At 50.1% G+C, this 25,644-nt stretch carries 26 protein-coding genes; 10 read left to right on the top strand and 16 right to left on the bottom strand.

Translation table 11 applies throughout. The features are described from left to right. Positions 1-48 precede the first annotated feature (48 nt). The 5 genes from OHJ21_RS28990 (at position 49) to OHJ21_RS28970 (ending at position 4,552) form a co-directional block, all read left to right on the top strand. On the top strand, positions 49-921 hold the full coding sequence (locus OHJ21_RS28990) for an ABC transporter ATP-binding protein (protein WP_127592798.1): 873 nt from the start codon (positions 49-51) through the stop codon (positions 919-921). Further along, the gene (locus tag OHJ21_RS28985) at positions 845-1,822 is read left to right on the top strand and encodes an iron-hydroxamate ABC transporter substrate-binding protein (RefSeq protein ID WP_326118596.1); all 978 of its coding nucleotides are present in this window, start codon (positions 845-847) and stop codon (positions 1,820-1,822) included. The genes OHJ21_RS28990 and OHJ21_RS28985 overlap by 77 nt, the downstream gene beginning before the upstream one ends. 69 nt (positions 1,823-1,891) lie before the next feature. After that, positions 1,892-2,902 carry a FecCD family ABC transporter permease gene (locus tag OHJ21_RS28980; protein WP_100541173.1) on the top strand — a complete coding sequence of 337 codons (1,011 nt, stop codon included), beginning with the start codon at positions 1,892-1,894 and terminating at the stop codon, positions 2,900-2,902. After that, positions 2,899-3,909 carry a FecCD family ABC transporter permease gene (locus OHJ21_RS28975; protein WP_486021875.1) on the top strand — a complete coding sequence of 337 codons (1,011 nt, stop codon included), beginning with the start codon at positions 2,899-2,901 and terminating at the stop codon, positions 3,907-3,909. Before OHJ21_RS28980 ends, OHJ21_RS28975 begins: the two co-directional genes overlap by 4 nt. Before the next feature lie 160 nt (positions 3,910-4,069). After that, positions 4,070-4,552, top strand: coding sequence for a hypothetical protein (locus tag OHJ21_RS28970; RefSeq protein ID WP_486021873.1), 483 nt, complete (start codon positions 4,070-4,072; stop codon positions 4,550-4,552). A gap of 68 nt (positions 4,553-4,620) precedes the next feature. Here the strand turns inward: OHJ21_RS28970 and OHJ21_RS28965 are convergent, their stop codons facing one another. Further along, a complete protein-coding gene (locus OHJ21_RS28965; protein WP_100541176.1) occupies positions 4,621-6,171 on the bottom strand; it encodes a BCCT family transporter in 1,551 nt (516 codons plus the stop codon). A 127-nt stretch (positions 6,172-6,298) separates the two neighbouring features. Then, positions 6,299-6,640, bottom strand: a complete 342-nt coding sequence (locus OHJ21_RS28960) for a winged helix-turn-helix transcriptional regulator (protein WP_100541177.1) — start codon at positions 6,638-6,640, stop codon at positions 6,299-6,301. A 127-nt stretch (positions 6,641-6,767) separates the two neighbouring features. Between OHJ21_RS28960 and OHJ21_RS28955 the strand changes: the two genes are divergently transcribed. Then, a complete protein-coding gene (locus tag OHJ21_RS28955) occupies positions 6,768-7,172 on the top strand; it encodes a YybH family protein (protein WP_100541178.1) in 405 nt (134 codons plus the stop codon). Positions 7,173-7,258: 86 nt separating this feature from the next. Here OHJ21_RS28955 and OHJ21_RS28950 read toward each other — a convergent pair whose 3' ends face one another. The 5 genes from OHJ21_RS28950 to OHJ21_RS28930 form a co-directional block, all read right to left on the bottom strand. Then, positions 7,259-8,236 (bottom strand): ring-cleaving dioxygenase, encoded by a 978-nt coding sequence (locus OHJ21_RS28950; protein WP_100541179.1) that lies wholly within the window; start codon positions 8,234-8,236, stop codon positions 7,259-7,261. 228 nt (positions 8,237-8,464) lie between these two features. After that, complete coding sequence (gene def, locus OHJ21_RS28945; RefSeq protein ID WP_100541180.1) at positions 8,465-8,983, bottom strand: peptide deformylase; 519 nt, start codon at positions 8,981-8,983, stop codon at positions 8,465-8,467. 4 nt (positions 8,984-8,987) lie between these two features. Further along, positions 8,988-9,230, bottom strand: a complete 243-nt coding sequence (locus OHJ21_RS28940) for a helix-turn-helix domain-containing protein (RefSeq protein WP_071220536.1) — start codon at positions 9,228-9,230, stop codon at positions 8,988-8,990. Between the two features lie 133 nt (positions 9,231-9,363). Then, entirely contained in the window at positions 9,364-10,317 is a 954-nt protein-coding gene (locus OHJ21_RS28935; RefSeq protein ID WP_326111167.1) for a DMT family transporter, read from the bottom strand. Between the two features lie 261 nt (positions 10,318-10,578). Continuing rightward, positions 10,579-12,090 carry a copper amine oxidase N-terminal domain-containing protein gene (locus OHJ21_RS28930; RefSeq protein WP_486021872.1) on the bottom strand — a complete coding sequence of 504 codons (1,512 nt, stop codon included), beginning with the start codon at positions 12,088-12,090 and terminating at the stop codon, positions 10,579-10,581. Between the two features lie 259 nt (positions 12,091-12,349). On the opposite strand from OHJ21_RS28930, the gene OHJ21_RS28925 reads away from it, so the two are divergent. The 4 genes from OHJ21_RS28925 (at position 12,350) to OHJ21_RS28910 (ending at position 16,840) form a co-directional block, all read left to right on the top strand. Then, positions 12,350-13,039, top strand: coding sequence for a response regulator transcription factor (locus OHJ21_RS28925; RefSeq protein WP_100541364.1), 690 nt, complete (start codon positions 12,350-12,352; stop codon positions 13,037-13,039). Beyond that, a complete protein-coding gene (locus OHJ21_RS28920) occupies positions 13,036-14,040 on the top strand; it encodes a sensor histidine kinase (RefSeq protein WP_486021870.1) in 1,005 nt (334 codons plus the stop codon). Before OHJ21_RS28925 ends, OHJ21_RS28920 begins: the two co-directional genes overlap by 4 nt. 99 nt (positions 14,041-14,139) lie before the next feature. Continuing rightward, positions 14,140-14,901, top strand: coding sequence for an ABC transporter ATP-binding protein (locus OHJ21_RS28915; RefSeq protein ID WP_100541184.1), 762 nt, complete (start codon positions 14,140-14,142; stop codon positions 14,899-14,901). Beyond that, the gene (locus OHJ21_RS28910) at positions 14,891-16,840 is read left to right on the top strand and encodes an FtsX-like permease family protein (protein ID WP_486021868.1); all 1,950 of its coding nucleotides are present in this window, start codon (positions 14,891-14,893) and stop codon (positions 16,838-16,840) included. The genes OHJ21_RS28915 and OHJ21_RS28910 overlap by 11 nt, the downstream gene beginning before the upstream one ends. A gap of 79 nt (positions 16,841-16,919) precedes the next feature. Here OHJ21_RS28910 and OHJ21_RS28905 read toward each other — a convergent pair whose 3' ends face one another. The 9 genes from OHJ21_RS28905 to OHJ21_RS28865 form a co-directional block, all read right to left on the bottom strand. Further along, on the bottom strand, positions 16,920-17,405 hold the full coding sequence (locus tag OHJ21_RS28905; protein WP_100541186.1) for a DinB family protein: 486 nt from the start codon (positions 17,403-17,405) through the stop codon (positions 16,920-16,922). 138 nt (positions 17,406-17,543) lie between these two features. Further along, complete coding sequence (locus OHJ21_RS28900; protein WP_243390994.1) at positions 17,544-17,942, bottom strand: hypothetical protein; 399 nt, start codon at positions 17,940-17,942, stop codon at positions 17,544-17,546. 119 nt (positions 17,943-18,061) lie between these two features. Then, positions 18,062-19,294, bottom strand: a complete 1,233-nt coding sequence (locus OHJ21_RS28895) for an MFS transporter (RefSeq protein ID WP_486021865.1) — start codon at positions 19,292-19,294, stop codon at positions 18,062-18,064. Beyond that, the gene (locus OHJ21_RS28890; RefSeq protein ID WP_326118587.1) at positions 19,287-19,715 is read right to left on the bottom strand and encodes a MarR family winged helix-turn-helix transcriptional regulator; all 429 of its coding nucleotides are present in this window, start codon (positions 19,713-19,715) and stop codon (positions 19,287-19,289) included. The genes OHJ21_RS28895 and OHJ21_RS28890 overlap by 8 nt, the downstream gene beginning before the upstream one ends. Before the next feature lie 274 nt (positions 19,716-19,989). Next, positions 19,990-21,324 carry a D-arabinono-1,4-lactone oxidase gene (locus OHJ21_RS28885; protein ID WP_486021863.1) on the bottom strand — a complete coding sequence of 445 codons (1,335 nt, stop codon included), beginning with the start codon at positions 21,322-21,324 and terminating at the stop codon, positions 19,990-19,992. Further along, a complete protein-coding gene (locus OHJ21_RS28880; RefSeq protein ID WP_486021861.1) occupies positions 21,321-22,508 on the bottom strand; it encodes an amino acid deaminase/aldolase in 1,188 nt (395 codons plus the stop codon). Before OHJ21_RS28880 ends, OHJ21_RS28885 begins: the two co-directional genes overlap by 4 nt. Positions 22,509-22,664: 156 nt before the next feature. Further along, a complete protein-coding gene (locus OHJ21_RS28875) occupies positions 22,665-23,279 on the bottom strand; it encodes an FMN-dependent NADH-azoreductase (protein ID WP_486021859.1) in 615 nt (204 codons plus the stop codon). A gap of 42 nt (positions 23,280-23,321) precedes the next feature. Beyond that, positions 23,322-24,686 carry an MFS transporter gene (locus tag OHJ21_RS28870; protein WP_486021857.1) on the bottom strand — a complete coding sequence of 455 codons (1,365 nt, stop codon included), beginning with the start codon at positions 24,684-24,686 and terminating at the stop codon, positions 23,322-23,324. Between the two features lie 91 nt (positions 24,687-24,777). Continuing rightward, on the bottom strand, positions 24,778-25,368 hold the full coding sequence (locus OHJ21_RS28865; RefSeq protein ID WP_486021856.1) for a TetR/AcrR family transcriptional regulator: 591 nt from the start codon (positions 25,366-25,368) through the stop codon (positions 24,778-24,780). Between the last annotated feature and the right edge of the window lie 276 nt (positions 25,369-25,644).

Below are 25,644 nucleotides of genomic sequence, written 5' to 3'. Positions count from 1 at the left end.
ATTGAGAATCATTATCGTTTGATAGCTAACTACTCTGGAGGTGAAATGATGATTCGCCTAAGTACAGATCGAATAAGCGTCGGTTACGGCGAGAATCTGATATTGAATCGTCTTAACGTAGATATTCCCGATAAAAGAATCACAACCATTATTGGGCCTAACGGCTGCGGCAAATCCACTCTTTTGAAAGCTGTTACCCGCATTATTCCTTACCAGTCCGGTGCTGCCATTCTCGATGGGGAAGAAATCGCCAAGATGAACACTAAGCTGCTGGCGAAAAAGCTGGCCATTCTGCCCCAGACTCCGGAAGGACCGGGCGGATTGACGGTTGGCGAGCTTGTCTCCTATGGCCGATATCCTCATCAGCGTGGTTTTGGCCGCTTGACCAAGCAGGATATGGAAGTAATTGACTGGGCGCTGGAGGTTACCGGAACGCAGGATTACAAATATCGCTCGGTGGATGCTCTGTCCGGTGGGCAAAGACAGCGGGTATGGATTGCGATGGCACTGGCTCAGGAGACCGAAATGATCTTCCTTGACGAACCGACCACGTATCTGGACATGGCGCATCAGCTTGAAATCCTGGAACTGCTGGAGAGGCTTAACATCGAGCAGGAGCGTACCATTGTTATGGTTCTGCATGATTTAAACCAAGCCGCCAGATTCGCGGATTACATTATCGCGATGAAGGATGGAGATATCATTCAGGCCGGAGATCCGGAGGCCGTCATCTCACATGACGTATTAAAGAAAGTATTCCATATCGATGCCGAGATCGGCCGCGATCCGCGCACGGCAAAACCGATCTGTATCACATACAATCTTTTAAAAGGGGAAAAAGAGGATGTACTCAAAACACAGCAAAACGACACCTACGAAGAAACTACTCATCCCGTTTATAGCGCTGCTGCTCATTCTTAGTGCTTGCAGCAGCAAGCCTGCGGAGACAAGCAGCAACCATACAGGAACGGCCGAAACACCTAAAACGGAACAAAGCGAAGCCCCATCCGGGACCATTACATACGAGTCCGAGAACGGACCCGTTGAGGTGCCTGCCAATCCGCAGCGCGTCATTGTGTTGTCCTCCTACGTAGGCGACCTGCTTGCACTCGGCGTCAACATGGTGGGCGTGGATTCCTGGTCCAAGGCCAATCCCGCATTTGCGGACAAAATCAAGGATGCCGAAGAAGTAACGGATGAAAGCCTGGAAAAAATCATCGAACTGGATCCCGACCTCATCATCGGCCTGTCCAATATCAAGAACGTGGATAAGCTGAAAGAGATTGCCCCAACCGTTACCTTCACCTACGGTAAAGTTGATTATCTGAAGCAGCATCTTGAAATCGGCAAGCTTGTGAACAAAGAAAAAGAAGCCCAAGCCTGGATCGACGATTTCAAGCAGCGGGCGCAAAAAGCCGGCGATGAAATTCGCGCGAAAATCGGCGAAGACGCAACCGTGTCCGTGATCGAGAGCTTTGATAAGCAGCTTTATGTATACGGCGATAACTGGGGGCGCGGTACGGAAATCCTGTATCAGGAAATGAAGCTGAAAATGCCGGAAAAAGTGAAAGAAATGGCATTGAAGGACGGCTATTATGCCCTTTCTGCGGAAGTGCTGCCGGAATATGCCGGCGACTATGTCATTCTCAGCAAATTTGCCGATGCCGATACGTCTTTCCAGCAAACCGAGACGTATAAGCAAATCCCGGCGGTGAAGAATGGCCGCGTGTTCGAAGCAGACGGAAACCGTATTTATTTTAATGATGCAACCACGCTGGAGTACCAGCTTGAGTTCATTACGGAACACTTTTTGGGCAACTAGGACATAGGTTGCCATTACTCCGATTTATTTAGATTGAATACTCCAACTTTAAGATGAAAAGATGATTCCATGACAATGCCTACGAAACGGTCCATTCCTTTTTCCGTCAAATTGATTGCGGGCATCATCGTATTTATGGGCATGTTTGTCGTTGCGATGGTGTTCGGCGCAGCTGAAACCAGCATCCAGGATGTATGGTTTGCCCTTACCACCTCGATGGAGGGCGAGAAATTATCCGTTCTTCGCGAAATTCGCCTGCCCCGCGAGGTTGCCGCCATTCTGGTCGGAGCCGCGCTCGCGGTCTCCGGTGCTATCATGCAGGGCATTACTCGTAATCCGCTGGCGGATCCCGGCCTGCTAGGCCTTACCAGCGGGGCGAATGCAGCGCTGGCCTTCACACTGGCTTTTCTGCCGGCTGCCAATTATTTTGGCATGATGGTGGCCTGCTTCATCGGAGCAGCGGTCGGTGCTGTGATGGTCTTCGGCATCGGAGCCATGCGAAAAGGCGGCTTCTCTCCCTTGCAGATGGTGCTGGCTGGTTCAGCTGTATCCGCATTCCTGTACGCCATCGCCGAAGGAATCGGCATTTATTTTAAAATATCCAAGGATGTGTCCATGTGGACAGCAGGCGGTGTGATCGGCACATCGTGGGGGCAGCTGCAGACGATATTCCCGTTTATTCTTATTGGAATTATGATTGCCATCGTGTTATCAAGACAGCTGACCATCCTTAGCCTGAGCGAAGAAGTCGCCGCCGGTTTGGGACAGAACATTGCTGCTATCAAAGGCATCCTGTTTGTCGTGATTGTCCTCCTGGCAGGAACCTCTGTGGCCTTGGTGGGGAATTTGGCCTTCCTCGGCCTGATGATTCCCCATATCGTCCGCGGTATCGTCGGAACCGACTACCGCCATGTCATTCCGATGTCCGCCATGGTGGGCGCCATCTTCATGCTGTTTGCCGACACGGTCGGACGAACGCTGCATGCTCCTTACGAAACGCCCGTAGCCGCTCTGATCGCCATCATGGGATTGCCCTTCTTCCTGTTTATCGTACGCAAAGGAGGCCGGGGACTGTCATGATTCATCCGTCGTTATTAAGAAAACAGCGTATTACGTTTCTGGTCTTGTTGATCCTTACAGTGGTAACTATCCTCGTTGGTCTGGGTCTCGGTTATTCGTCCGTAAGTTATGATCGGATTATTCCAACCCTGCTGGGCCAAGGCAGCTTCAAAGAGAAATTCATTATCTTCGATGTGCGCCTGCCACGCATGCTCATTACTTTGCTGGCCGGAATGGCGCTCGCCTTATCAGGTGCCATTCTACAGAGCATTACCCGAAATGATCTCGCGGATCCAGGCATTATCGGAATAAACTCGGGGGCCGGGGTCGGCGTGGCCGTATTGTTCCTGTTCTTCCCGATCGAAGCCGGCTCCTTTATCTACATGCTGCCCTTGGCGGCATTTATCGGGGCTGTGCTAACGGCCGTGGGCATCTACCTGTTCTCTTTCCGGAAAGGCGAAGGCCTGCAGCCCGTTAAATTGGTGCTTACCGGTGTCGGGTTCTCCATGGCACTCTCGGGCGTCATGATTGTGCTCACGTCGTCTGCTGAGCGGACCAAGGTCGATTTTATCGCCAAGTGGCTGGCGGGCGGGATATGGGGCACCGATTGGCCCTTCATTGTGGCGCTGCTGCCCTGGCTGATCATCCTGGTCCCGTTCACCCTGTACAAAGCGCAGCGCATGAATCTGCTGGGGTTAAGCGATCCTGTAGGCATCGGTGTCGGCGTCTCGATTGAGAAGGAACGCATTGTGCTGCTTCTGGCCGCCGTCGCGCTTGCAGCATCCGCGGTGTCGGTTACGGGCGGCATTACGTTTATCGGACTCATGGGCCCTCATATTGCCAAAGCGCTGGTTGGCCCGCGGAATCAGATGTACATTCCGATTGCTATATTGATCGGGGGCTGGCTGCTGCTGCTCGCAGATACGATCGGACGCAACATCGTGGATCCCGACGGTATCGCAGCAGGCATTATGGTTGCTATCATCGGCGCGCCGTATTTTGTGTATTTGCTGCTTAAGAAAAAATAATGGTTATTCTCTTTTCAACTGAACGCTTAAAGCCCTCATTGCACTCTTTCAGGTGTAATAAGGGCTTTTTTATATACAGTGAATCGCTTCATCTCATACATAGAGTTCATAAATAAGGTAATATAAGGATAATTAACTCGGTAAGCAAAAGGGAGGTTCTATGGCAAAATCAAAGGAAGTGATCGACTCAGCTGCAAAGCGATGGATGTTAACATTTCCTCTATGGATCATCGTGACGATCAGTTTACTATGCATATTCTGGATATTCGGCCTCTTGATCGACCTCGGGCTGCCTCGACAGAATGCAGGCTGGATCAACATCGCCATCGTAGGAACGTACCTCATAGGTTACCTTGCCGGCGAGTTGTATGTCGATCTGGATCGAACAGATGTAGTTGGAGAGCAAGCCTACACCCCCGGTGACGACATAAAGTCCGGATCCTTAAAGAAACGAATCCTCCTTCAGTTCCCTATATATCTCTTTGTGATCCTGACCATCCTATGTTTCCATTGGATTCACGGACTATTTAAATCCCTCGGGCTATCCTCATGGGATGCCTATTACCTGCATATGTCCTTCCTGTTCTTGTATTGGTTTGGCTATGGTTGCCGTCTTGTCCGAGCTTATCTCCTAAAAAAATAAAAGGGCACCACATGGATGCCCTCTATGTCGCGCAGGTAATAAAAAAACGTTCCGCCTCGCCCTTATCTTCACTTCCTGTCCCGGTTGGCCGCTTCCTCCAGACGGCGGAACCGTTTTAGATCGGCCTTCCGAATCGGAATCGGCTCGCGTCTCAGCAGCTTCACCACGGCAATGATCAACAACAGCAGCAGCACCGTGAATGGCAAGGCCGCGATCAACGAAGCCGTCTGCAATGCCTCCAGTCCGCCTGCAAACAGCAGGACGCCGGCAATGGCTGCCATGAGCGTGCCCCACACGATTTTTGCCATTTGAGGAGGGTTCAGGCTGCCGTAGGTGGTCATGCTGGATAAGATATAGGTTGCTGAGTCGGCCGATGTCACCAGGAACGTCAGAATGAGTATAATCGCCAGCACGTTCATGACGGATGAAAACGGCAATTGGTTGAACAATTGGAACAGTGCCGACGTGACATCCGCATTAACGGCTGCCGCAATCCCGGTGTTCTCATGAAGATCAAACCAGATGGCGGTCCCGCCAAACACAGCGATCCACAGACAAGCAATGACCGGCGGCACGACCATCACGCCCACAATGAATTCGCGAACCGTTCTTCCCCTGGATACCCGCGCCACGAAAGCTCCTACATACGGCGACCAAGCAATCGCCCAAGCCCAGTAAAAGATCGTCCATTCCCGTACCCAGGTGCCTTCGGCGTAGGGTTGAAGCCGCAGGCTGTACGATACGAAGTTCGTAATGTAATCGCCCAGTGCCAATGTAAAGGTCTCCAGAATAAAAACGGAGGGGCCACTAACAAACACAAACAATAAAAAAATGAGCGCCATCGCGAGGTTCAGGTTGCTTAAGTATTTAATCCCTTTATCCAGCCCCGTTGTCGACGAGATCATATAAGCAACGAAAATAAGCCCCAGCATCATTAACTGCAACCCGACACCGTTGTTCACCCCCATAATGGTGTTCAAACCACCGCTCATCTGCAGAACGCCAAGTCCTATGGAGGTCGCGATGCCCATGACTGTTGCAATCACCGCGAGGATATCAATCGTATTCTTCACACTACGCTTCGAGCCGGTGACAGGCTCAAGCGCTGTAGACACCAGCCCATCCTTCTGCTTACGGAACTGAAGAAACGCGATCACAAGTCCGACAAGGGCAAACACGGACCACTGACTAATGCCCCAATGAAAAAAAGAATAGCCCATAGCCACACGTGCCGCATCCACGCCTTGTGCTTCGACGCCGCCGAAGGGTGTCTTAAAAAAATGGCTCATAGGCTCAGCTACGCCCCAAAATACCAGCCCTACACCAAACCCCGCAGAGAACAGCATTCCGATCCAGGTGAAGAACGGATACTCGGGCTTCTCCTTATCTCCGCCAAGACGAATCGTGCCGTATTTACTGGCTGCCACCCAGATCAGAAAAATAATAATCACAAAGATCGAGAGCAGATAGAACCAGCCGAACGTATTCGTTGTGAACCTGTACAAATACCCTGCCACTTCACCGAAAGCTCCGGGCATAGCAGCCCCTAGAATAGCAAGAATGGCAATGATAACGGCCGAAACCGTAAACACGATGTTCTTGAATAAACTCCCTTTCATATGCTCCACCTCAGGCTATTAAGTCATCCATTCCTATACAGTATTTGTATTTAAACCAGAATTGATGTACTTAATCGGTAAGTGTGTGCAGCATGGGGTAATTCTTGATCAAGGCTATCTTGAAGTATTATTCGTTATTTGGGACTTGTTGAGAATCGATATACAATTGGCCTAGATTGACCATTTGCTCAAGCACTGCTTTAAAATGGGTACCGAACTCCGTTATCGAGTACTCCACCTTGGGAGGTACCTCTTGATACACCGTCCGTTTTACGATGCCGCTCTCCTCTAACTCCCGCAATTGCACGGTAAGCACATGCCTTGATACTTCAGGTATTCTCCGATGCAGCTCACCAAAACGCAGGGTTTCCTGAAACAGTTCATACAGTACTCGGGGCTTCCACTTCCCACTAATCATGTGCAAGCCCACTTCAGCCGGGCACCCATACCTCTCATCCTGATATGGCATATGTATTGCTTAACCCCCTTGGTCATTGGTCATAAATAGATGACTATGTCATAAAATTGTGCGTACTTATCACAGCTTTCATTTTCAGATAGGCTATTGCTATCATCATACAGAAAGAGGAGATTCAATGAAACCATCCATTCCCGCAATCCGAGTCTGGAAGCCCGAGGATATGAATGCTGCATTTGCTGACGCGTATAACTCAGGGGACATCGATCAGGTGCTGGCGTTGTATGAACCGGACAGTATTCATGTCCACAGCAATGGAAGCTTGGAGATCGGAATTCATTCCTTTCGTCATACTTTGGAGGAACTGCTGCATCTGAAGGGTACGATGATCTCCACTAATTTATACTGCATCCCCTTTGAAAATATCGCTATGATGCGTGCTCGGTTCACCCTGCAGACGACAGACCCGGATGGCCAACCGCTGGTGCTGCAAGGACATACCTCCGAGATCGTGAGACAGCAACCTGACGGAAGCTGGCTGTATATCGTGGATCATCCGTTTGGTTCGGATGAAGTGAAATGAATAGTAAGAGCCATTATTTCAGCGATACAAAAAAAGCAATCCGCCCTTGTCGTAAACAAGCGGATTGCTTCTTGAGATTCATTACATTATTCCTTCACGAATTCCTTCGTGCTGCGAACGGTATCGATTGGACGCACCATACGCTCGATCTGCTCGCGCTTTGGCTCCAGGAACGGAGGCAGGGACAACTTCTCGCCCAGCGTTTCATATGGCTCGTCACCCATAAAGCCCGGACCGTCGGTTGCGAACTCAAACAGAATTTGCGGTGCAACTCGCGCATACAGGGACTGGAAGAAATAGCGGTCTACAAAGCCTGACGTATGGAACTGGAAGTCGTCCAGACGCTTGATCCAATGTTCCAGCACCGAGCGATCCTCGACCCGGAAGGCCGCGTGGTGTACAGTGCCGAAGCCCTGCTGGGCTCTAGGAAGCACGGCGTTGTACTCGACAACCACCTGTGCGCCATTGCCCCCTTCACCCACCTCAAACAGATGAAGCGAACCTTCCTTGCCGATTTCAGTAAATTGGAGTACTTTCTCCATCATTTCCTTGAAATGATCGAAGTTGGACACCCGTACAAACACCGGGCCGAGTCCTGTAATCGCATGCTCCAGCGGAATTGGTCCCTTCTGCCAAGGAGTTCCTGAAGCCACACCCTCGTTGTTCTCATCGGAGATGAGCTGATACTGCTGATCGTCAAAATCCACAAAGGCGAGTGTCTTTTTGCCAAACAACTCTTGAATGCCTTGATGCTTCACATCCATCCGGTCAAATCGCTTGACCCAATATTCGAGCGCTGCATCGTTAGGGACACGAAACGAGGTTTTGTAAATCTCGTCTGTACCATGTCTGCCCTGCGGGATCCCCGGAAAATCGAAGAAGGTCATATCTGTGCCGGCACTGCCCTTGTCATCTGCAAAGAACAGGTGGTATGTCTGAATATCGTCCTGATTAACCGTCTTCTTCACGAGCCGCATTCCAAGCACATAGGTGAAAAACTCGTAGTTCTTCTCGGCACTGCTCGTAATGGCTGTTACGTGGTGAATACCTTTTAATCCGTTCATGATTAAATTCCTCCGTCTCTTCTATTTAGAAAGTGTTTGCCCAACCTTCATGAATTATTATTTTGATTTAAAACATCTTTAATTTAAGATAATAATATCACGACAATTCTGTTCCGTCAACCTTCTAAATTTATGACCCCAGTATAGCCGTGCATGATATACAAAAACGGCCGGACATAAAAACATCCGGCCGTTCTATTTTTTCTCATAAGAGACTCTTCATGTCCGTTATGTCCCTGTATTGGATAACCCAATGACAGGAAACAGCTCGATACGTTGATGGGTCTCCTCATGATACAACCATCCATCCCGTACATGGTCCACAAACAATATGCCGTTCAGGTGATCAATCTCGTGCTGCATACATCTGGCCAGATAATCTTCGCCTTCCAGAATCACCGTCTCGCCTTGACGATTCCATGTCTTTACCTTAACCTTATTGGCTCTCTTCACATATCCATAATACCCTGGATAAGAGAGACAAGCTTCGGGGCCTATCTGTTCCCCGTCCATCTCTACGATTTCTGGATTAATCAGCTCGATCAATCCTTCTCCGCAGTCCATGACAATAAGTCTTCGTAATATACCGACTTGTGGTGCGGCAAGACCAGCGCGCCCTTCGCTGTCATACAGCGTCTCAGCCATATCATCCAGAATCTTCAATGCTCTGGCATTTACGGTATCGACTGGCCGGGCGATCTTTCGCAAGATCGGATCACCGAATGGCACAATAGCTTTTACCGTCATTTCCTTAAGCCCCCTTAGTTCTAGAAGGAGGTGTATGCACCCATAAGTCACCTGGAGTACACTCTAAGGTTGTGCAAAGGGCATCTAACGTCTCTGCCTTCATCTGCCTGGGCTGGTTCGTCAGCAAGGCACTAATGGAAGCAGCTGACAGGCTGTAATTCGCCTTCTCTTTCATCAGCCGCGCCAAAGCCGCTCCCGACCATATCCCTCTCTCCGCCATCACATTACGTAGCATCCATTCGAGCAAAGGGTCCCCCTCCCGTTCCATTCAAATATTAGCTCACACCTTATTTTATTAGGTACTGCCTAATATCTCAAGCCTATTTTTAGGGGTCTAACGAAAGTAGTTCTCTACAAATCTTGATGACCCTTCGGGACACTTAAGCAGGTTTGGATTCGTTCCGTTCGAGCGATTTCCGCCTAGCGCTCTTGGATCTCCCTGCAAGGCTGGTTCCGATCACGCCGATAATGACGAGCGCTGCCCCGATGACATGATAATAAGCCAGCTCTTCATTCAAGAAGGCGACACCCCCAAAGATCGTGACCACGGTGGCCAGATTGTTAAAGATGCCCATCCGGGATGCCTCCATCTGGGACAATGCGTAATTTGACAGTAGCGATGTTCCAAGGGAGGACAACACGCCAAGATACAGAACGGCCCATACGAAGGACGGATGCAAAAACGGATCAAAATAATGTACGATCGTCCCCTGCGCAGCATGTTGAGCGGCCGACATCAGGTTAAACAGCACGAATCCGATCAGTGACATGATGAACGTAATATCCAGTACCGACTGCTTCTGCGTCAACTTGCGGGCCATCACGCTGTATATCGCGTTGGAAAGCGCCGACAGCAGAATTAATACAATCCCGAGCGTACTTGATGTCTCGAAGGAAACGCCCTTCAGCACGAATATAGAGACGATCCCTGTCACTGACAACACGGTAAACAGCTTTTGTGCCCAGCTGGAGCGTTCCTTCAAAAACAGTGACGCCAAGAGCAACGTAAAGATCGGTACGGTAGCGTGTATGATCCCGGCCTCGGCCGAGGAGGTGTAAACCAAACCGAAGGTTTGCAGCGTAAAGAACAGGAACGGATAGAATATGGCCAGCGGCACGATGGTCAGCAGCCGTTTCAGATCCAGCTTGACCTTTCTACGGGCCATGAGGAGCGCAATCGATGCAACAATGAACGAAATGGTGAACCGGTGTGCCAGCGTATCCAGCGGGTTAGCAACGATCAGCGCCAACTTCACAAACATAAACGAAAAACCAATGATAGCCGTATATCCTAACGCAGCGGCATAGGCACGGCTTGTATGCGGTGTATTCATGATATGTGTTCTCCTTCATCTTCTCTTTTGCATGACAACCAGAAGGCTGATGCATTTGCTACTTATCTTACGGCAGGAAGAACTCCGTTACGATTTGAAATAATACCAATTGTACCGGTACAGTTAAATCCGATGAAGGAAGTATAATGACAAAAAGGCTGTTTCCATCATCCCAAGATGATAGGAAACAGCCCCCTACTTTAACTTGTATACGTTTCGTAACAGGCATACCTAGGCATGCCCGTTACATAACCATAATCATTAATCACGTTGAACCGAAATCCAGCCGTCGCCCTCCAGATGAAGCGTTGCACCGAGCGCTTCTGCCATAAACCGGAGCGGAACGTAGGTAGATCCATTGCTATGAACGAATGGAGCTTCCTGCAGCGTCACATTTTTACCGCCGACGCTGGCTGTTTTGGAGCCTACGGTCAATACGATTTCTTCCCCTGTCAGATCATTGATGACTGTAATTTTCTTCGAGCCTTTGGCCCACTTTACTTCGGCATCCAACTGATCTGCCAGGTAACGAAGCGGAACGAAGCTCTGATTGTTCTTCTTGATGACACCATATCCATAATCATTGCTCGAGGGGCTGAGGAACATCATTTTTTGCGTAATCTTCAGGTCATCCTTCAACACGTTATAGATGATGGAATCCTTCTCGAAGTTCCGCAGCACTTGGCCTGGCGTCACCGTTCCGTTCAGGACGTCCAGCACGCCTTTGGACGTGTCTACCTGATTCGCTTTTACCGCACCGCCGATGTTCCATGCTTCACTCTCAGAATAAACCTTGAAGGACTTCAATGGCAGTTCCTCGGAAGCCGGAAGTGCAACGTTCAGCTCCAGCGCACTCTTGCGTGTGTTCAGCTGGTCATCGAAGAAATAGTCCAGTTTGAGGATGGTATCCTTGCCAAATACGGTTTCGGATCCCGGAAGCTCCTCCAATAACTGTTTCTTCTGTTCATCATAGTTCTCCGTGAATTCGATCAGTCCGCCATGCACGATATCGTAGAGCGACGCAACGACCTCTTCCTTGGATTCCTGCGGCAGGAGCTCTACGTCTTCGCCGTAGGCCTCGCCGATGCTGGTCATCATCGGATAAATGGCATCATAAGCATCGCCGATCACCTGCTTCAAACCGGCTTCGTCTTTAAGCAGACTTTCGGCGAAAGGTTTAACCATGTTCAAGATCTCTTCGCCCGTCAGCTCCATATGGAGATGCGTCAGGTTCAAGCTTTCCCCGTTCACCTTCTCCTGAGCGGACTTCACCGTGATTGTCGATGGATTCGGGAAATGCTTCATCACAAGCCCTGCCGCCTTCTTCACGACATCTTGAATCGCCTGCTCATACTGACTGGTATCAGGCAGCCCGGGAACGGTCGTATCCATCGATAGATAGAACGGCTGCTTGGCGCCTTCCAATTGAATCGCCATTCCTTTGGAATCCATAGATATATGAAGTGGAATCTTCTTGTCCGAATATTGGACACTGCCCTGAATGGACACCGTTTTGCTATCCTGTACGATGGCATGATCCATATTCAGGGATAACGAATTGATGAGATCAATCGCTTCTTTATCTTCAGTCGATAGGGCCTTGTCTGATGGCACCACCTCGAATCGAATACTTGCCTTGGATTCACTGGATTTAACATCAAGACTTGTAAGCAGCGCCTTGTTGATATCCAGTCCCCCGACTGCCTGACATCCTGTCATGACAACCAGCACAGCTGCAACGAGTACAGTCAACCATTTGAACTTCTTATACATAACGATATTTTTCCCCTCCCAGGTCATAGGCTCATTTCTATTATGGGAAGGGAGGAAATGTTTGTAAATAGGTATTTAAGCCTCGTCCTATGCGCACAGCGGAAGGGTGCCCACTGATAGCACATATCGACATTTTGCTATACACTGGGAATGAAATGCTGATCCTAAAGTGCAAGTTCAACAGTCAACTTTTCAGCCGGGAAGGTTTGCAAAGTGGCTTTGAACAACCTGAACAACCTTATAAAGCGTGGTGAATCTCTTGTTTAAAATTATGTTAATCGAAGACGACGTGACCCTATTCCATGAAGTGCAGGAGCGCCTTGCGCAATGGTCGTATGACGTTTACGGCGTCCGCGATTTCAGCGCCGTACTTCAGGAATTTACAGCGGTTCAACCCGATCTGGTCATTATCGACATCCAGCTGCCGAAGTTTGACGGGTTCCATTGGTGCCGAATGATTCGCTCCCACTCGAACGTGCCGATTATCTTCTTGTCTTCCCGCGATCATCCGACCGATATGGTTATGTCCATGCAGCTTGGAGCCGATGATTTCATTCAGAAGCCGTTCCACTTTGATGTCCTGATTGCCAAGATCCAGGCCACTCTGCGCCGGGTATACAATTACAACACCGAACGGACCGAGCTAAGAACATGGCGTGGAGCCACCGTCGAATTCGGTAAAAATACGATTAGCAGCCCTCAGGGGACCGCTGAACTGACTAAGAATGAAATGTTCATTCTGAAAATCCTTATGGAGCGAAAGAATCAAATCGTCAGCCGGGAAGATCTGATCAAAAGCTTATGGGACAACGAGCATTTTGTCAGCGATAATACCTTAACGGTCAACGTCAATCGGCTGCGCAAGAAGCTGGAGCCCCTCGGTCTTGATCCTTACATCGAAACGAAGGTGGGACAAGGTTATATCGCCACGGAAGAGGCCCATGCATGATGATGGTCTACATCCGGGAAAGACTAAGCTGGATTCTGTTCTTCCTGTTTCTGCAGCTGCTGTTTCTGTTCATAGCCGCCGTGGACTCCCAGATCCCTTTTCTGTCCATCCTCTATATCGTTTTTTTGTCGACATTGTTCTTCATCGTGTTTCTGGTCGTCAGATACAACCGGGAAACCAAGTTCTACAAAAGCCTCCGGGCGTGGGATGACACCTACGATTTAGCCGCCATCAGCGAACCGGAGCGTCCCTTTGAAGCGATTGCCATGGATATTCTCTCCCTTCAGACCGAGCGCTTCAAGAAGGAATCCTCCACGCGTCTGACGGAGATGCAAGGGGAGAAGGACGAGCTGTTATCCTGGATTCACGAAGTGAAAACGCCGCTCACCACCATGCAGCTGATGATCGAACGCATGGAAGATGAGACGTTAAAAGCGCAGCTCCAGTATGAGTGGCTCCGCATCCATCTGCTGCTTGACCAGCAGCTGCACCAGAAGCGCATCCCCTTTATCCGGAATGATCTGTTGATCGAGGTAGCCGCGCTGGAGCCGATCATCTTCCAGGAAATACGTGCGCTCAAGTCCTGGTGCATGCAGAAGGGCATCGGATTTGACGTTTCCCTTGAGGTAACGGAAGTGCTCAGCGATGCGAAATGGCTGGGCTTTATCGTCCGCCAGCTGTTGACCAACGCGGTCAAATACAGCAACGCTTCGGACATCATCATCGAGAGCGATCTCAAGGATGATCATGTCAGGCTCACCATCCAGGATGCCGGACGCGGCATTGATCCGAAGGACATGCCCCGGATTTTCGACAAAGGCTTCACGTCAACCACCTCGCATCAGGACAGCGCCGCAACCGGCATGGGGCTCTATCTGACGCAAAAAGTAGCCGATGCCCTGCTGATTCGCATCCAGGTGGAATCGAAGCCGGGGATCGGCACCACCTTCACCTTGATCTTTCCGAAACGGAATGATGTCGTAAGCATTACCGGCATGTGACAACAATGTCACATGCTTTTGAGCTTTGTTCGGCGAATCGAAGGAAAAGGCCCCTCGACTCCTTTATGATAAGGACAGATAACAAAGGAGTGAGTGAAATTGGCAATTCTTGAAGCAAACCAAATTCATAAAAGCTACGGCAACAAATTCAATAAACAGGAAGTGCTGAAGGGCATCGACATCCGCGTGGACAAAGGCGAGTTCGTCAGCATCATGGGCGCTTCGGGCTCAGGGAAAACCACGCTGCTGAACGTGCTCTCCTCGATCGATAAAGTAAGCCTCGGCAGCATCAAAATCGAGGGCAAAGAGTTTACGGGCCTCAAGGAGAAGGAGCTGGCGGAGTTCCGGAAGCACCATCTGGGATTTATTTTTCAAGAGTACAATCTGCTGGATACACTAACTGTCAAGGAAAATGTACTGCTGCCGCTCTCCATTAAGAAGGTATCCAAAAAGGAAGCCGATCAGAAGTTCCAAAGAATCGCGACCGAGCTTGGCATCTATGAGCTCAAGGATAAATATCCCAACCAGATCTCGGGAGGACAGAAGCAGCGGACCTCCGCGGCCCGTGCATTCATCCATGATCCGAGCATTATTTTTGCGGATGAGCCGACGGGAGCGCTGGACTCGAAGTCTGCATCCGATCTGTTGAATAAGCTAAGCGAATTAAATCAGAAGATCGACTCCACGATCATCATGGTTACCCATGATCCCGTGGCCGCCAGCTATTGCACTAGGGTGGTCTTCATTAAGGACGGACAGATCTACACCCAGCTGAACAAGGGCGAGCAATCCCGGCAGGCCTTCTTCAATGACATCATCAAGACACAAGGCGTGCTAGGCGGTGTTCAGCATGAACATTAATTATCTGATCTACCGGAATTTGAAGAAAAATATCAAGAATTATTATCTGTATGTATTTGCGCTCATCTTCAGCGTGGGTCTGTACTTCGCGTTTGTCACGCTGCAATATGATCCGGCGATGGATGAAGCGAAAGGCTCCGTTAAGGGGGCGGCTGCGCTCGGCGCCGCCTCCGTGCTGTTAGTAGTCATCGTGGCGATATTCCTGCTGTATGCCAACACGATTTTCATTAAGCGGCGCAGTAAAGAGATCGGACTGTTTCAGCTCATCGGACTGACCAAAGGCAAGATATTCCGAATCCTTAGTGCAGAGAACCTGATTCTGTATTTCGGCTCGATGGTCATCGGCATCTTTGCCGGCTTCGCGGCTTCACGGTTAATCTTGATGATTCTGTTCAAGGTCACCGGCGTTGATACCGAGGCGGCTCTATCCTTCTCCAGCGAGGCGATGATCCAAACCATCATTGTGTTTGCCGTCATCTACGTGCTGATTATGATCATGAATTATACGTTCATCAAAAGACAGAGCATTCTGTCCCTCTTCCACGCGGTATCGACAACCGAGAACCAAATTAAGAAAATGTCCTTCGCCGAAATGTTGTTCGGATTGCTCGGCATCGGACTCATACTTCTCGGTTATTATGTGTCGACCAAGCTGTTCAGTGGTGATTTCACCACCATGAACGAGCTGTTCATGGCTATGATCCTAATCTTGGGATCGGTTATCATCGGGACTTATCTGTTCTATAAAGGGTCGGTCAGCTTTCTATTCAACGCCATCCGAAAGAGCAAGGGCGGTTATTTGTCCCTGAACGATGTGCTGTCCCTCTCCTCCATCATGTTCCGCATGAAATCGAATGCGCTACTGCTGACCATCATTACGACCGTATCCGCACTCGCGATCGGACTACTGTCACTCAGCTATATTTCTTACTATTCTGCGGAGAAATCGGCCGAGCAAAGCGTGCCCAACCATTTTGCGGTAGCGGACCAGAAGAATTTTTCTGCCTTTATCCGGGCACTTACGGATGAAGATATCGAATTTAAGAAGACCGAACGGGACGTAATCCAGGTAAATGCGGACCTATCCGACATTATCGGGGCCAGCCTGGAGATATCTGGGCAAGTGGATTCCAGTTCCATGATCATCCCGGTAATCAGTGATGCCAGCGTGAAGGGCAAGGATGTTTCCCCCGGAGAGACGCTGTTCACGGGATATAGTGACGCGATCCAGCAATTTATGGCGATTCAGACCACAGGAGAAATTGAACTTATAAGCCCTAAACAAAGCTTTAAGCAGAAGCTGATCGGCTTGGATAAGGAAGCCTACGTATCCTATTATTATGCAAGCGGCGGGCTGCCGACAGCAATTGTGGATCAGACCGTATTTGATAAGCTGGCTCAGGATTTGGATCCGAAGATCCAGAAGAAGACTAATGTCTATCTCGGCATTGATATTGTGGATCCAAACGCTGTAGATCAGGCCAATCAGATCTTTAAGAGCCTCGGCATTAGCGAGGAAACAGGGAACCTCTCTCAGACTGAAATGGCCTTCAACCAGAAGAGCAATATGGGCTTGATGATGTTCATCGTGGGATTCCTGGGACTTACCTTCCTGATTACTTCAGGATGCATCCTGTACTTTAAGCAGATGGATGAAGGTGAAGAGGAGAAGCCGAATTATACCATTCTCCGGAAACTGGGCTTTACTCAAGGAAACCTTCTGAAGGGGATTCAGATCAAGCAGCTGTTCAATTTCGGCATTCCGCTGATCGTCGGGTTGTCCCACAGTTACTTTGCCGTTAAATCCGGCTGGTTCTTCTTCGGAACCGAGCTGTGGCTGCCCATGGTCATGGTTATGCTGCTGTATACGGCGCTGTATTCCATATTCGGATTGTTATCGGTCATGTTCTATAAACGGGTAATTAAAGAAGCGTTGTAAGCGAGGTGCATGGTTGGGCCCAGAGATGATTCGGGTTCCATCCATGCATTTTTCGTGTGCAGGTGTAAAAAACCATAGATTACCATTCCAAAGCTTTACAGCTCTTCTGCAGCTTCCGGATATATACAATCTGACCGATATGATAGGCATTGTGTGTAGCAGCATTGCTCACGATCTCCCACCACTTGGCCGGCTCCGGAAATCCGTTCACTACCTGCTCCAGCTTGCTCTCTGTCAGCAGCTCCTGCCACTGTAATAAGACCGCTATCAACCGGTCTCTCAACTCTGTAAAGGTTGCGTTATCCGGAATGATAAAGCTTTGATGATTGTCTCCAATCGAGGGCACGGCATCGATCCGCGATTCGCGGTACCGGGACTGCCACGTTTCATTCCAATACAGCAGATGCTGTATGATCTCGACAATGCTGTGACTATCGTTGGCAGGTGTCCAGAACGCTTCATCCTCGGTCAGATGTTCCACGGATTGCTGGAATGGGATATGCCAGCTGGGATCATTCGCATTCGCTAACAGTTGATTCATTAGAACATCATTTGCATGCGCCATGGGTCATTCACTCCTTCATAGCCTTGTAACAAGCAGCATCACAAATCATGACTAATTTTACTATAGGTTGAAGCTCTGTGATTCGCAGAAAATGATTAAAACCATTCTTTCTGGGCTAGTCATGTCAGCAGAAGGAGTCTACCTTACATGGAACAAGTCCAAATAATACTGCGCCGTTGGCGTATCATTCTTGAAACGCAGCTCGATCTTCTCCCCGCTTCCCTTGCATAGGCCCACCGTAATCTCAAAATAGCTAGCCCCGTGCATCGCATCAACCGGACTTGCATGATGGTCATCCTCCGTCACCGTTGTCCGCTCGTTGATGGATAGAATCCGTTCGCAGCCAAAAGAAGGATAGGTCTCGTGCAATATATCCTGAAGTGCTGATCGGATAACCGGGTATAACTGCTGCAGCATGGCCTTCTCGAGCTGCTCCTCTCTAGGCTTTCCTTCTGGTTGTGCATGCGCTGGGCTTTCCGAGGCTGAGATGAGGAGGCCGCATAGAAGGAGCAGACAGAAGGTTAAACTTGACTTCACGTGCATTCACCTTTTTCGTTTTCTACTTAGGATTTCCTTCCTCATCTTATTTAGTCCACCTTGCCTATCTGTTCATGACTACACAAAAAAGACTGCCGCAAAGGCAGTCTTTCCTCCGTTTATATGGTTGATGATTGCACGACAGCATGCCCGTCGTTTCCGTCTTTTTCTGTTTTCCCAACCAAGAAGTGATACAGTACAATACCCGCAGCAAGTAGGATCGCCATCGCGATGTACATGCCCCGGAAACCGACAAGCGGCGTCAGGAAGCCGAGAATAAAGGGACCGAACCCGATGCCTACATCTACGAAAATATAAAAGGTCGACGTCGCAAGTCCGATCCGGTGAGCCGGTGAACGCTTGATGGCTAGCGCCTGAGCGCTGGACTGCGTCGTACCGTAGCCCAGACCGACGAATACGGCCGAGAGCAGCAAGGTCGGACCATGATGGGCTTGACTGAGCAGCACCATGCCAATCGCGAACGAAAGAATCGCGGGGTACATCACCACGTTGGCCCCTCTCTGGTCAAACCACCGGCCCGTGAACGGTCTCGACAGAATGACCACAATGGCATAGACAATAAAGAAATAACTGGCTACTTGAGCCAAACTGATCTGCCCGGCAAAGATCATGAGGTACGTTAAAATGCTGGAATATCCGAAACCCATGACGAAGCTGACCAGCGAAATCGGCAGTGCTTTCGGTTCAATAAAGTTGGATAGCTTCAAGCCTTGCAGATCCTTCTTTTGTTCAGCGGTCAGCATCAGTTTCGGTATATTCATAAAGAATGCGGACAGCAAAGAGAGAACACCCAGTACCGCGCACAGCGTGAAGTTAGCCGTCATCGAAGCATGTTCGTTAATCATCAGGCCAATAAAAGGGCCTATGGCCGATGCGATAATGATACTCACCCCATAATACCCCGTGCCTTCCCCCCTTCTGGAGTTCGGTATCAGGCTGGCGGCAATCGTGCCTGTAGCCGTTGAAGCGAGTGCAAAGGCCATACCGTGGAAGAACCGGACAATGAGCAGCACGCTCAAGCTGTTTACGATGAAATATAACCCGATAAGAACGCTGAAGGCGATCAGACCGGTAAAGAGAAGTTTATTGCGCCCGACCCTCTCAATGATGCTGCCCCCGATCAACCGTCCAATCAATGCGCCCACGACAAAAATGCTGGAAGCCAGGCCAGCCATTCCTGTTGATGCATGAAACTCATTTTTCGCATACGAGGACATAATCACCACTAATAAATAAAAACATAAAAAGAGCAGGAAGTTGACGCCAAACACAATCAAAAAATCCTTGCTCCACAATCGTTCTCGCGAGTCTGCTTGCTCCAAGTTAATCACCTTTTCTAATAATGTTGTCTCTGACCGTCTCCATCACACGGATAACCGTGGCCTGATCCTCCGTAGAGACGCCTTCCATAATCTCCTGTTCATATTGGTCGAACACCTTGCGGACTTGCTGGACAACGCCAGCTCCCGTCTTGGATAACTGAATGCGCTTCTCCCGTTTATCACGCACCGGAATTTGCTCCACATAGTCGAGTTTGATCAGCGCGTTCACGGTTCTGGTAACCGTGGGCTTCTCCACGTACAGCATTTTGGATAGCTCCACCAAAGTCATCGACTGGTAAACATCCAGATAGTACATAATGGACCACTGGGCATAATACAGGTTATAGTCTTCAAGCTTTCGGTTCAGCTCATTGACGAAAGGGCGATACAGCGTAAAGTATTTATGGAAAAAATGTCTGTGGGCGTCCATACGAGACCTCCGTTCAAAATGGTTACCTTAGGTAACTATTTATTGATTATAAAGAAGATCTTTTGCCTTGTCCATCCCAATTGATTTCCAATTACAAGTGCTAGCTGCTTGCGAATCAGCATAACGACGCTTATTCTCCCTGTTTCAGAAGTGATCTATTTGCTTCTTGCCGCCTTTCGGGAGCGAACATCGAACAACAAAAAAATCGCCCTTGGGCGATGGAAAACAAGCCAGCCATCTAAGGACGATTTTATGCAAGTGGATTGATAAGGTTCTAGCCAATATCACTGATCGAATCGGAGACAGTCCCCGACACATCGAACAGCCTGCCCATATAATCACTCAGCAGAATACCATCCGGGTCCAGCTCTTCCCGAACCGCACGGAATGCTTCCCACATCGGATACAGCTCCCTCAGGTGGGCAGCCTCAAGATGATGCATTTTTCCCCAATGCGGCCGGCCGCCATACCGGAGAAAGATGCGCTCCATCGCATGGAAGTAGTCTTCATACGGCATGCCTTTGTACATATGAATCGCAATGTAGGCGGAATCCCGGCCATAAGCGGGGCTTAACCAAATATCATCGCTCTTGGCATAGCGGCATTCCACAGGAAAATGCACGTGAAACTTGCCACGCGACAGTTCTGTACGCATGTCTTCAATAACCGCATTCATCGACTCTGCCGGAATGTTATACTCCATCTCGTTGAAACGAACGAGCCGCTGGGTCGCAAACAAACGATGGCTGTAATTCACTTTACGCCCGAGCGGAACCTGTGACGCCGAGAAACGGCTGACATACGGACTTGCCTTCGGTACCATCCGGCAAAGCTCCGAGATTAGACCGAAAAGGGTATTCTCCACCAACACTTCACTGATATAATCCCTGACCCGATGTTCCGTCACTTCTTGATCCGTCTTATTCATCAGCTTGATCTGGCACGGCTCCGCATAAGGGAACCAATAAAACTCGAAATGGCGGTTCTCCTCCGCTAATCGAGCCTGCTGTTCCAAACACTCGTCGAGGGTTACTCTCCGGCTTTCATATTCGATTTTGTAAGCCGGCTCCAGCCTCAACGTCACTTGCACGATAATGCCGAGAGTACCAAGGGAAACCTGCAGCGCCTTGAACTTATCGGGGTGCGACTCCCTACTGCACTCCAGCACCTCGCCTGTACCGGTCACCACCATAAGTCCGACAACCTGCGTTGATATATTCCCGAATTCCCGGCCCGTACCGTGCGTCCCCGTACTAATAGCCCCCGCAATGGATTGCACATCAATATCGCCGAGATTCTCCTGTGCCAGCCCATGCTGGAACAGCAGCTCGCCGAGCAGCTTCAGCTTCGTCCCCGCCCACACGGTGGCTGTTCCGGCTTCAGCGTCGACATGGACCAGTCCCTGCATGGCGTCCAGGGAGACCAGGCAGTCCTCGGATGCAGCAATGGGAGTAAAAGAATGTCCTGAGCCGGCCACTCGCAGCCGCCTGCCCTCCTGCCGGCACATCTGGACCATCTTCACGACTTCCGGAATGGATGCAGGATACAGCACCGTTCTTGGATTGGTTCGTACCGACCCTGACCAATTGGACCATTGGACCTGCTTCATAGAAAACACTCCCCCATTCCACGGTAGGTGGCATATTCACCCACGATACGACCTTGCGACACCGCATACAGCAGCTTGAATCGTTCGCACAGTTCCCCGGCCTTCGCATGACGGAAGAACACCGGATCTCCCAGGCCGAGCTTCACATGGGCAGGCAAGCGCAGCGGCGTTTGCACCTCACCGGCGCCCTCCAGCGAGAACAGCTCCAGTCCTTCAGGCAAATAAGGCTTCGCCAGCTTATCCTTATCCGCTGTTCCCGATGCCGTGTATCCCCCGCCCATACAGGTCACGATCCCTGCCTTCGGTATGCGCACCACCTCTATGGCATAAGCTGCTGCCGGCTTATAACGGAATGACGCGTAATGGTCGAACAACCCCGGCGCATAGAAGCCCGATCCGGCCGTAATCTCGGTTACCCACGCTTCCTTCCGGGAGCTGTCCAAACTTCCGGTTCCCCCTGCATTGACGAAACGGAGCCGGATTCCCATCGCGTTAAGCCGCTCCACAACTTCCTGCCTCCGCTTGGCAATCTCGATGATAGACCGGCTCTTCAGCCACCGGACCATCGTATTCTTTACATATTTTCCGGCGGCATGATCACCCACGCCCGCTACCTGAGCCTCGTAACCCATGATGCCGTCCAGACGAAGCCAAGGGGAGCGGATAATCCGTTCTACAATGGGATACATGCTCTCCCACGAATCGACGGGCGAACGCCATACACCGAAGTGGAGGCCGGGATAATGAACCGACATATCCAGATCGATGCATAGCGGAGTAACGGTTCTCTGTTGTTTGGCGAACTGTTCGATGTGCTCAACATGCTCCACACTGTCCACCATGAAGGTAATCGACCGACCTTCGCTGACCAGATTCACGAGGGATCGAATGGCTTCCGGCTGCCACTGCGGATAGCCAAGCAGCAAATCATCGAAGCCCTGCCCTGACAGAAATACGGCTTCCGCTGCGGTATAACACATAATCCCTTGAAACATGGAATCCGAATTCAGGATACGATGCAGCACGTCCACGGAGCGGATCGATTTGCTGGCCAGCCGTACCTTCTTGCCCCCAGCAGCCTGCGCAATCGCCCGTGCATTGTCATCCAGCATGTCCAGATCCACCAAGGCGAACGGCCTCGGGATTTCCGCGAATATCTTTTTATAATACTCGTATGTCGACATCCCTCTATCAACACCTTCCCGTTTCCCCTCACGCCTATGCCACATGATATTCTCGAAGGTTGCGGATTATCCTTCTGCGTACAACCATCAACACAAATAAAAAAGAGCCCAGCCGGTGGTTGGCTGAACTCCCCTTCTAATCTACTGCACCCTGTCTCAAAATCCTTGAGCTGCTTCTGCAGCTTGCCGCAGTCCCTGCTCGATAATCTCCTCACTCCGGTCGCGGAATTGATTATGCCCTTCAATCACAAGGGTCGTCACGTTCGTGATGCCGAATACATTCAGGTGATTCTTAACGAAGCTTACCGCCATCTCGGATGTGTCTCCTTCCGCATATACGCCGCCTCTAGCATTCAACAATGCCGCCTTTTTATCGGATAAGAGCCCCACCAAGCCTTGTTCCGTATACTTGAAGGTTTTGCGCGGATGGTGCATGTAGTCCAAGTACGAATGCAGAACGGCGGGAACGGTCAGATTCCATAGCGGAAATGCGAACACGACCTTGTCTGCGGATATGAACTGCTCCAGATGTTTTGTGACAATATCACTCATCGCCTTTTCTTCGGGTGTAAGGTCCATTCCCATAGCAGACTTGAAATTCCCGTTTATCATCACATCATCCAAGTACGGGATATGCTCTTTATACAGATCCACTTCAATTACCGTATCCTTCGGATGGGCCGCCTGATAGCTCTCCAGGAATGCGTCGTATAGTCTCCCCGTTACGGACCCTTGGCGGTTATTGGCTTTGATAAATAAGGTCGTTGTCATGTAAATCTCCTCCATAATGTATGATAATGTTGCATGAAATGCTTAATTTGGACTTTCCAATCCAATCCCCTTGGACTCTCTTTGACCGAACTGAACATAATAGAACAGCATGATGGCTATCAGCAGCACAGCCAAAGCGAGGTAGATGTTGCTATAGAGATTCCCCTCCGTGTAGAGATGGACGGGATTCCAGTGGATGCCGGACTTGATATCCAGCATCTTGCCGTACACGCCTGAGGCCATGCCTGCCGATATAAAATTCAGCATCTGCATCAGTCCCATCCCGACTCCCGCTTGTTCCTTGTGCAGGCTGAGCGAAACGGAATTGGATAACGCAATCATCACAAACGTCTGCCCCACATGTCCGAAGATTAAGAAGACCGCGATCAGAACAGGCGATATGCCAATGAAGGTAGACAGCAGCGCAAAGCATGCCAGCAATAATCCGACGGCCACAAGGAAGAGATACGTGTTCCCCCTCCCGTCCGCAAGTCTTCCGCCTGCCTTACCCAGCAAGGCTGATGCGATTGCAGCCGGTACCATGACAAACCCGATCCACCCCGGTGAAAGCCCCTGCACCTCCGACAATAACAACGGACTTAGAAAATGCAGAGAGAACCCGATGCCGCTGACGATAAACATCACGATTAAGCGGATGGTATAGCTTTTGTTCCGGAATAAGCCCGGATCTACAAACGGTGCGGCAGCCGTGCGAATGCGTATGATCAACAGCCCTATAGCCAGCACCCCAAGAAGAGGCTGCCACCAGGATCCGTTCGTGACGCCAAGCAGGAGAAAGGTGACCGCCGCCGCTAACAATCCGCCTCCTAACCAATCGAATGGGCCGGAGGACTGAAGTTCTTCTTCCTTCAAATATTTCCGATATAAAGGAATCGTAATTAAGATCAGCAGCGGAATACTGAATAACCAGCGCCAGTCCGCAATACTGGCTACAAGCGAAGACACAATGGGACCCAGCGCACTGCCGATGGACAATCCCACGAATGCCGTAGCCATAGCCGAGCCCCTTCGCTCGGGTGCAATGTAGCGTACCGGAATTAACATCGCCGTTGCCGGAATCGCCGCAGCTCCGACGGCCTGCAGACATCTGCTGACCAGCACCATCCAGAACACCTGCGAGAACAGGCCGACCAGCGATCCGACCGCGAACAGGAGCAGTCCGATCGTAATCAGATTTCGAAGTTGAATCCGCTCCGTGAGCTTCCCATAGAGGACCGTTCCGACGCCATAGATCAAGGAGTATGAAGAACTGACCCAGCTGACTTGAGCCGTCGTCAGGCCGAATTCCTCCCGCATGTCCGGGAGCACGAAGTTAAACATCAATCCGCTCATGGCGGACAGACATAATGTGAACATCACGACGCGCATTAATCTCTGTGTTTCCATCTCCTGAACCACCTCTCATTACCTTGTTATGAATTCGATAGGCAACCATATTGACCGTCAGTACTTACTGACATGATGCTTGAAAAAAATACTAGGGAGTTAACGCCCTAGCAAAAATCCGTACACTTTCCTCGATAAAGGCATCCAGTGTCACGGAAGAGAAGAGTTCCTCCGAGTCGAGCTCATTCATAAACGCCCCGAAGTTCATCATCATGAACGAAATGGCCCGCAGCTCCGGATCCCCTGCGATCACTTTGCCCTTCTCCGTCATCACGGTAAAATACTTCGTCAATACATCCATGTATTGTTTGGGATGTTTACTGGTAATCTCCCGCAAGCCCGGTAAATTATCGTTCTCCTTCACGCTGATCGTGATCAGCTTCCGATTCCGAATCATCAGCTCGTGATACGTCCGGCTGATAAGCAGCAGGTCTTCGCTTAAGTCTCCTACCAGCTTCTCTTCAAACAGCTTTGTCATTTCTTGACCATAATGATAGCGTTCAAAAGCCGTTTCCAGGAGGTTCTGCTTGCTGCCGAATTTACGAAACAAGGTTTTCTCGCTTAAGCCGGCAGCCGTAGCGATTTCCATCGTGGTTACCCCGTTGTAGCCCTTCCGAGAGATGAGGTCGATCGCGGCCAGCAGCAGCTTATCATCCGTGGTCAGGTTGTCACCATGCTCCATGAAGGCCCTCCCTCTTTCTACAGGAATGTCAGTACTTACTGTCATTTGATGAGCTTATCATATTCCTCTTGGGTATGCTCTGTCAAGCATTTAACAAAAAATAGCCCCCTTTCCCCCGGCATCTTCTTCTCGTTGCTCTTATCATGGCAGTTGATCGTATAATGAGAAGGACATTTGTCCAGAAGACAAAGGAGCAACCCAACGACATAGAGGGGGCTTCGAATGGTATCCGCTATGAATAGATCGCCCGGCTAAAACTTTTTTCTCAAGTTCTTG

This window comes from Virgibacillus sp. LDC1, from assembly GCF_025792345.1.
Lineage (GTDB): Bacteria > Bacillota > Bacilli > Paenibacillales > Paenibacillaceae > Paenibacillus_AQ > Paenibacillus_AQ lautus.
The sequence above is the reverse complement of the archived record's forward strand: the minus strand, read 5'-3'. Positions and strand labels throughout refer to the sequence as shown.

Coding starts and splice junctions, on each gene's coding strand:
- OHJ21_RS28990 (WP_127592798.1), top strand. CDS start 49: ATGATTCGCCTAAGTACAGATCGAATAAGCGTCGGTTACGGCGAGAAT.
- OHJ21_RS28985 (WP_326118596.1), top strand. CDS start 845: ATGTACTCAAAACACAGCAAAACGACACCTACGAAGAAACTACTCATC.
- OHJ21_RS28980 (WP_100541173.1), top strand. CDS start 1,892: ATGACAATGCCTACGAAACGGTCCATTCCTTTTTCCGTCAAATTGATT.
- OHJ21_RS28975 (WP_486021875.1), top strand. CDS start 2,899: ATGATTCATCCGTCGTTATTAAGAAAACAGCGTATTACGTTTCTGGTC.
- OHJ21_RS28970 (WP_486021873.1), top strand. CDS start 4,070: ATGGCAAAATCAAAGGAAGTGATCGACTCAGCTGCAAAGCGATGGATG.
- OHJ21_RS28965 (WP_100541176.1), bottom strand. CDS start 6,171: ATGAAAGGGAGTTTATTCAAGAACATCGTGTTTACGGTTTCGGCCGTT.
- OHJ21_RS28960 (WP_100541177.1), bottom strand. CDS start 6,640: ATGCCATATCAGGATGAGAGGTATGGGTGCCCGGCTGAAGTGGGCTTG.
- OHJ21_RS28955 (WP_100541178.1), top strand. CDS start 6,768: ATGAAACCATCCATTCCCGCAATCCGAGTCTGGAAGCCCGAGGATATG.
- OHJ21_RS28950 (WP_100541179.1), bottom strand. CDS start 8,236: ATGAACGGATTAAAAGGTATTCACCACGTAACAGCCATTACGAGCAGT.
- def (WP_100541180.1), bottom strand. CDS start 8,983: ATGACGGTAAAAGCTATTGTGCCATTCGGTGATCCGATCTTGCGAAAG.
- OHJ21_RS28935 (WP_326111167.1), bottom strand. CDS start 10,317: ATGAATACACCGCATACAAGCCGTGCCTATGCCGCTGCGTTAGGATAT.
- OHJ21_RS28930 (WP_486021872.1), bottom strand. CDS start 12,090: ATGTATAAGAAGTTCAAATGGTTGACTGTACTCGTTGCAGCTGTGCTG.
- OHJ21_RS28920 (WP_486021870.1), top strand. CDS start 13,036: ATGATGATGGTCTACATCCGGGAAAGACTAAGCTGGATTCTGTTCTTC.
- OHJ21_RS28910 (WP_486021868.1), top strand. CDS start 14,891: ATGAACATTAATTATCTGATCTACCGGAATTTGAAGAAAAATATCAAG.
- OHJ21_RS28905 (WP_100541186.1), bottom strand. CDS start 17,405: ATGGCGCATGCAAATGATGTTCTAATGAATCAACTGTTAGCGAATGCG.
- OHJ21_RS28890 (WP_326118587.1), bottom strand. CDS start 19,715: ATGGACGCCCACAGACATTTTTTCCATAAATACTTTACGCTGTATCGC.
- OHJ21_RS28885 (WP_486021863.1), bottom strand. CDS start 21,324: ATGAAGCAGGTCCAATGGTCCAATTGGTCAGGGTCGGTACGAACCAAT.
- OHJ21_RS28880 (WP_486021861.1), bottom strand. CDS start 22,508: ATGTCGACATACGAGTATTATAAAAAGATATTCGCGGAAATCCCGAGG.
- OHJ21_RS28875 (WP_486021859.1), bottom strand. CDS start 23,279: ATGACAACGACCTTATTTATCAAAGCCAATAACCGCCAAGGGTCCGTA.
- OHJ21_RS28870 (WP_486021857.1), bottom strand. CDS start 24,686: ATGGAAACACAGAGATTAATGCGCGTCGTGATGTTCACATTATGTCTG.
- OHJ21_RS28865 (WP_486021856.1), bottom strand. CDS start 25,368: ATGGAGCATGGTGACAACCTGACCACGGATGATAAGCTGCTGCTGGCC.